Annotated in this window: 9 protein-coding genes; 2 read left to right on the top strand and 7 right to left on the bottom strand. The window is 66.6% G+C overall.

The window, feature by feature from the left end:
- Positions 1–355, top strand: a 355-nt coding sequence (locus VL752_RS00860) for a glutamine amidotransferase (protein ID WP_325351836.1), incomplete at its 5' end; no start/stop codon positions are given.
- A gap of 9 nt (positions 356–364) precedes the next feature.
- Here the strand turns inward: VL752_RS00860 and VL752_RS00865 are convergent.
- Positions 365–1303: a LysR family transcriptional regulator gene (locus VL752_RS00865; protein WP_325351837.1), complete on the bottom strand. Its 939-nt coding sequence runs from the start codon at positions 1301–1303 to the stop codon at positions 365–367.
- A 113-nt stretch (positions 1304–1416) separates the two neighbouring features.
- Here VL752_RS00865 and VL752_RS00870 point away from each other — a divergent pair, with 113 nt between their 5' ends.
- Positions 1417–2412: an aldo/keto reductase gene (locus tag VL752_RS00870; RefSeq protein ID WP_325351838.1), complete on the top strand. Its 996-nt coding sequence runs from the start codon at positions 1417–1419 to the stop codon at positions 2410–2412.
- A gap of 39 nt (positions 2413–2451) precedes the next feature.
- Here VL752_RS00870 and VL752_RS00875 read toward each other — a convergent pair whose 3' ends face one another.
- From VL752_RS00875 to VL752_RS00900, 6 genes are all read right to left on the bottom strand, one after another.
- A complete protein-coding gene (locus tag VL752_RS00875; RefSeq protein ID WP_325351839.1) occupies positions 2452–3111 on the bottom strand; it encodes a DUF4410 domain-containing protein in 660 nt (219 codons plus the stop codon).
- Positions 3108–3470 (bottom strand): hypothetical protein, encoded by a 363-nt coding sequence (locus VL752_RS00880; protein ID WP_325351840.1) that lies wholly within the window; start codon positions 3468–3470, stop codon positions 3108–3110. Before VL752_RS00880 ends, VL752_RS00875 begins: the two co-directional genes overlap by 4 nt.
- A 122-nt stretch (positions 3471–3592) precedes the next feature.
- Positions 3593–4060 carry a periplasmic heavy metal sensor gene (locus tag VL752_RS00885; RefSeq protein WP_325351841.1) on the bottom strand — a complete coding sequence of 156 codons (468 nt, stop codon included), beginning with the start codon at positions 4058–4060 and terminating at the stop codon, positions 3593–3595.
- Between the two features lie 2 nt (positions 4061–4062).
- Complete coding sequence (locus VL752_RS00890) at positions 4063–4545, bottom strand: hypothetical protein (RefSeq protein WP_325351842.1); 483 nt, start codon at positions 4543–4545, stop codon at positions 4063–4065.
- A gap of 2 nt (positions 4546–4547) precedes the next feature.
- Positions 4548–5141 carry an RNA polymerase sigma factor gene (locus VL752_RS00895; protein WP_325351843.1) on the bottom strand — a complete coding sequence of 198 codons (594 nt, stop codon included), beginning with the start codon at positions 5139–5141 and terminating at the stop codon, positions 4548–4550.
- A 185-nt stretch (positions 5142–5326) separates the two neighbouring features.
- Positions 5327–5614, bottom strand: a complete 288-nt coding sequence (locus VL752_RS00900) for a cysteine rich repeat-containing protein (RefSeq protein ID WP_325351844.1) — start codon at positions 5612–5614, stop codon at positions 5327–5329.
- Positions 5615–6046 lie beyond the last annotated feature (432 nt).

Here is a 6046-nt window from a genome sequence, read left to right on the forward strand (position 1 = left end):
AGACGCCCTGCCCGTGACCTGCCTGCCCTATGACGACCGCATCGAAATCCCCGATGGCTTCCGCGCCGAAATCCTCGCGCCCGAACATCCGATCCTGAAGGGGATCACGGGCGAGTGGCCGCTGCTGCTCGGCGCCAACGAGGTCGAGCTCCGGCCCGGCGCCGAAGTCCTCGCCCGCCTGCCGGCCGAGGAAGGCGGGTTTCCGCTTCTCGTGACCGGAACGCACGGGCGCGGCCGCACCGCGGTCTGGACCTCCGACATCGGGCCGCATTGGGTCCCGAACGACTTCGTCGCCTGGAGCGGCTACGGCATGCTGTGGCGCAACCTCCTCGCCTGGCTCTCGAATGCTCAATAACCGGCGGGGTCAGGGTGAGCCGCCACGCCGCGCCGCTTCGTCTTGCCGGTCCCACTGCCGGCGGATGATGCCAATGAGCGAGCGCAGCGCCGGATGGCTCTGCCGGCGGCTCGGGTAATAAATGCAGAACCCCGCACCAGGGGAGGCCCAGTCCGGCAGCACGAGCTCCATCCGGCCGGCACGAAGATCCTCCTTGATCAGGGGTTCCAGCACGTACCCCACGCCGAGGCCCGCCCGGATCGCCGAGAGTTGGGTATGGGTATCGTTGAACGTCAGCGTGCCCGGTACGTCGAGCCGCATCAGGCGGTCACCTTCGCCCAATTCCCAGCGATAGACGGCATTGTTGCCCAGCCGCAGTTTAAGGCAGCGATGCTGCTGCAGAGCCGCCGGCTGGGCCGGCCGCCCGTGGCGGTCGAGATAGGCGGGGCTTGCCGCCAGCACCCAGCGCAGCGGCGGCGTCAACATCACCCCCACCATGTCCTGCGGCACGGCATCGGCATAGCGGATGCCGGCGTCGAAGCCCTCGGCCACGATGTCCACCGGCCGGTTCTCCACAGTGATGGTCAGCCGCGTCTCGGGGAAACGCGCCGCAAAGAGCGGCAGGGCCGGCTCGAGCAGCAGATGCGCGCCGTCGACCGGTACGTTGAGGCGAAGCTCACCGAGCCCCGCCGCCTGCTCGGCCGCGGCCGCCTCGAGTGCCCGGGAAATCGTCTCGAACCCTTCCTCCAGCCGCGCCGCGAGTTCGAGCCCGGCAACGGTGGGTGCCACGGAGCGGCTGGTCCGGTTGAGCAGCTTCACCTGGAGTGCTGCCTCCAGCCGCCGCAGGGCATGGCTGATGGCCGAGGCGGTAACGCCCAGTTCGATTGCCGCGCCCTTGAGGCTGCGATGGCGTATGATCACCACGAAAGCGCTCAGATCGGCGAGGGTCGTGCGGGAGAGCAGCGGCATCGTTGAATGCAGTTCAAGCTATCAATGAATGACGCGCATTACCGCACCTCTGTGCCCTGGCGCCAAGCGCCTATATCGAAGGGCAGCAGTCTCACGGGGCGAAGGGAAAGAATATGGAATCCATCGAAATCGGCCGCAGCGGGGTCAAGACTTCGCGTGTCGGCCTTGGCACATGGGCGATCGGCGGCTGGATGTGGGGCGGCACGGACGAGAAAGAAGCAATCGCCACCATCCGCTCCGCAGTTGAACGCGGCATTACGCTGATCGACACCGCACCGGTCTATGGCTTCGGAAATTCGGAAGAGATCGTCGGAAAGGCCCTCGTTGAGGGCGGGCTGCGCGCGAAGGCGCAGATCGCCACCAAGCTCGGCCTCGCTTGGAAGGATGGCAAGGTTTTCCGCGATTCCCGCAAGGGCCGCATCGAGCAGGAGATCGAAGATAGTCTCCGGCGCCTGCAGACGGACGTCATCGACCTCTACCAGGTCCACTGGCCCGATCTCGAAACCCCCTTTGAGGAGACGGCGGAGGCACTCCAGAAGCTCCTGGACAAGGGGAAGATCCGTGCCATCGGGGTCAGCAATTTCTCGCCTGCACAGATGGATGCTTTCTCGCAGGTTGCCCGGCTCGATTCCGTCCAGCCGCCCTATAACCTTTTCGAGCGCGGGATCGAGGCCGACGTTCTGCCCTATTCCACTGCCAAGGGGCTGACGGTGCTGAGCTATGGCGCGCTCTGCCGCGGTCTGCTGAGTGGCCGGATGACGGCCGAGACCCGCTTCGAGGGAGACGATCTGCGCCAGAAGGATCCGAAATTCCAGCCCGGGGTCCTGCCCAAATACATTGCGGCGGTTAACGCGCTGGACAAGCTGGCACGGGAACGCTTCGGCAAGACCGTCGTCGCCCTGGCCGCGCGCTGGGTGCTGGACCAGGGGCCGACCATCGCACTGTGGGGCGCACGCCGTCCGGACCAGCTCAACGCCATCGCCGATGTCGAAGGCTGGAAGATCGACGATGCCGCGAAAGCGGAAATCGACGCGATCCTCAGCCGCACGGTGCCCGAGCCGATCGGCCCGGAATTCATGGCGCCGCCGACACAGCGCCCGGCGCTCTGAGACAAAAGGGCCCGGTTCGCAAGGACCGGGCCCTTTTTGTCAGGCGGTGCCGGGCCAGGACCAGCCTGCGCCGCGATAGTATATCCGCAACTCGTCCAGGATCGCAGTCGCCGTATGCGCCGAGGTCTGAGCGAGACCGCCCTGCAAATTGAGGGCGAGGTTGATCCCGCCGCCAACAGCCATATGGATGGCGTTTCCGGTCGCGAGCGCGATGCCGCCCGGCAGGATCAGGCCGGGCTTCATCCCCGTATCGCTCGAGGTATCGAAGGCGGTGAGCGGCATGGCGGCGGCAGAGCCGGCGGGCAGCAGTTCGGCCCGCGCTTCGAGCCGCGCGCGCCCGGCGCCGAAGCCGATGACGAGGCGTTTCGCACGACTTCCGGGATCGACCCGGGTGAGGGCCACATGCAAACGGACCGCTCCGGGAACTGACAGGCCCGGCGCCGCCGGTTGGGCTGCGAGTCCGGCTTTGACGAGACAACGCATCAAATCGCTCCGCAGCTGGCGGGCCGCGGCTTGCTCGTCCTCAGCCTCCGCCGCGTTCCGCGCCGGGCCGGTTTCGACATCCACGAGAATCTCGCGGGGTGGCGGCCCGACCGCCCTGGTCGAGGCGATATCGCTCACATGGGCGCCCGCGCAGCCGGCGAGGCAGAGCAGAAGGGCTGCGAAAGCGAGGCCGCGCGCAGAAACTGGAACCCTCACGGGACGTAATAGACTGGCGGCGGTGCGTAGCCCACCGGGGGCGGCGCCGCGTAGACGACCGGCGGCGACACGTAGACCACGGGCGGTGGTGCGACATAGGCGGGGCGCGACGCGGCCGCCACACCCACCGCCGTGCCGACCGCAAGCCCAGCAACCCCGGCCGCGATCGCGGCGCCGCCTCCATAGCAGCACGGATGGCGACCGTAATAGGGATGCCCATAATAGCGCGGCCCGCCCCAATGGCTCACTGTGCCACCGTGTGGGCCATGATAGGTCCAGCCAGCGGCATGGGCGGCAGGCACGATGCCCTGCGCCGCAAGGGCTGCCAGCGCTGACGCAAGAAAATGACGACGGATCATCAGTTGTGCTCCCATCTCTGCGGATCATGCCGCATAGGGCTGATACGGGGTGGGAGCGGATTTCCGACGGCACAATAGACGTTCCGTATGACAGAGAGACGGCCGCTGGATGGCCGGCCGCTTCAGTGCGCGCCCATGCGCTCGGACTTACGTTCAGCCACCAGCTTGCGGCGGCCCTCCGGCGAAATTTGCCCCAGCGCATCCGTCAGCGGCCCACTGAACGCATCGAAGAAAGCGTCCCAGGCGCTGTGCCACGTCGCAAAAGCCGCCCGCAGGTGAGTCTTGTCGAGAGGCTGTGCCAGGACCTGCGCCTCGAGACCGATGCGAGCGGCCTCCAACCTTTGCGCGGCCCCCACATAGGCAGGCGCATCCTTGCTGAGCACGGCACGAAAGGCGGCGGCATCCTTGGGGGCAAGACTTGCCTCCATATGCGCCAGGGCGCGCGCGAGCGGGCTGCGATCAAGCTGCGAATGCAGGCGACCCTGCAGAACATGGCCGACGATCAGCGCAACGAAGAAAAGGTTGAGCAGGATCGACAGCGGCAGCAGGAACCGGCCAGCGCGTCCGCTACGAGAGGTCTTGTCCAGCATGATCATGAGAAGCCGAAGAGGTGGAGCGGGCCGGGCTGCAACAGAGTCATGACCGTCTCCGCAGATCCCGCGGAAACGGTCAGATAGCCGAGCACAAGCCCGCCGGCCACGGCCAGGCCGCCGCCCGTCGCCACCCCGAACCATTCCAGCCGTCCCAGCGATACGCCCCCGAAACCAGCGACAAGCCAACCGCCGACCGCCGACCTGCGCGCCGGTGCCTCGGGCGCTGCAATCGCGGTCGCAACATGGCCGCGCAACCGAGTGAGCGCCGCTTCAGCCTCCGTGCCATGCCAGAGCGCCCGATCCTCAGCCTTGCTTGCCTCATCAAAGGTCCAGTCGAGTACTCTCGCATCAGCCAGAATCCTCTGCGCATCCACGCTGGAGGCCGCAAGCCGTTTGGCCTCGGCACGCGTTTCCTCCGGCCAGCGCGCGAGATCGGCACCGTAGCTCTCCGCCAGAGTTGCAAAGCGCCTGAGCGTCAACATCCTCATTCCTTCCGACCCCCGTATGGCCGCATGCGCTCGCGCAGATGGTCGCGCGCCCGTGCCAGCAGACGCTCCACCGCCTTCGCCGACAAGCCCAGGATACGCCCCGCCTCAGCGCCGGACACACCCTCGTCATAGACCAGCGTCAAAACCGCCCGCTGGCGCGCGGGCAACGTGCCAAGCGCCGCACGCAGCGCCACGTCACGCTCGCGGACCGCCACCATCTCTTCCGCACCCGGCCCCTCGTCGATCGCATCATAATCTTCCGGCATTTGATCGGGCGCGATCCGGCGCCGCTGATCGATGCAAAGGTTGACGACGATCCGGTATAGCCAAGTGCGGAACTGCGCCCGGCCGGGATCGAAACGCCCGGCCTGAGACCAGGCCCGCACCATCGCCTCCTGCACCACATCTTCCGCGATCACCTTGTCCGGAATGACCCGGGAGGCGACCCGCAGCGCAAAGGCGCCGTGACGGCCGACAATCTCGTCAAACGCCCGCCGGTCACCCTGCGCGGACCAGAGGATGAGCATCTCGTCCGCCGCCTCGCCATAGGTCTGTGGTCCGGTCTGGCGGAAATTCACACCTGCCGACAAAAGCCGCGTCCGCCCAAAATTTCCGACCCCCAGACCTGACCACGCCGCGCGATTACGAGACGGAGGCCGCACCATCCGCGCGGCCCCATCAGGTCGATACGCAAGACGGCGCGCCATCCCCCTCGCTCTCATGGGTCATCCATGGGCGTGTCGACCGCGCGATGCACGGAGGGAAAGGCGCGCGATCATGAGCCGCCCTGCGCCTTTTGCGCGGCCTGAACCGATTGCAGAGCCTTCAGGCAATCGGGCGACAAGCTCTGCGCATGCTGCCTCAGGCAGGCGATGATCCGGCCGCCGCCGGGCGAAGTGCCCGAACAATAGGCGTTGTAATCGGGCATGCAAGCTTGGCGCATTGCCTTGGTGCCAGCCGGTTGCGCCGCGGCGCCGACCGCTAGGCCCGGCAGGGCGATGCACCCGCCGAGCAGCGCGCAACACAGGCGTGACGAGAGGCTGGCGAGGATTTTGCGAGACATGTCCCTCTCCTGATGTCTGCGAAGTGCGGCCCCGTGGGGTTCGCCTTCTTGCTACGCGACAGCAGGCCACCTCCCCCGTGGTGCTCCAAGAGATAGGCGGGGGACCGGACTGATGAACTCGCGAGTTTTCCAGGTGTGGAGACGCCGTGGAACAGGCCGGGGCGTTGACAGCTCTCAACCGGAGATCTCAATATCCATAATATGGATAAAATGTCCACAATGTGGACAGTGCATCGTGATACCGAAGGGGGAAACCGATGGAGACCGTCCTGACCCAGGCCGCCACGCCCAACGCGGAAACGCTCCGCCGGATGCCCTATCAGAAACCCCAGCCCAAGGAGATGATCCCCGATCTCATCGTGGCGCCAGCCATTCCCGAGGACGAGCGGATCTGGGTACCGCAGGCTGAAAGCGTCTCCTTCCGCCCGCTCT

This window comes from Acidisoma sp. (genome assembly GCF_035492295.1).
Taxonomy (GTDB): domain Bacteria; phylum Pseudomonadota; class Alphaproteobacteria; order Acetobacterales; family Acetobacteraceae; genus Acidisoma.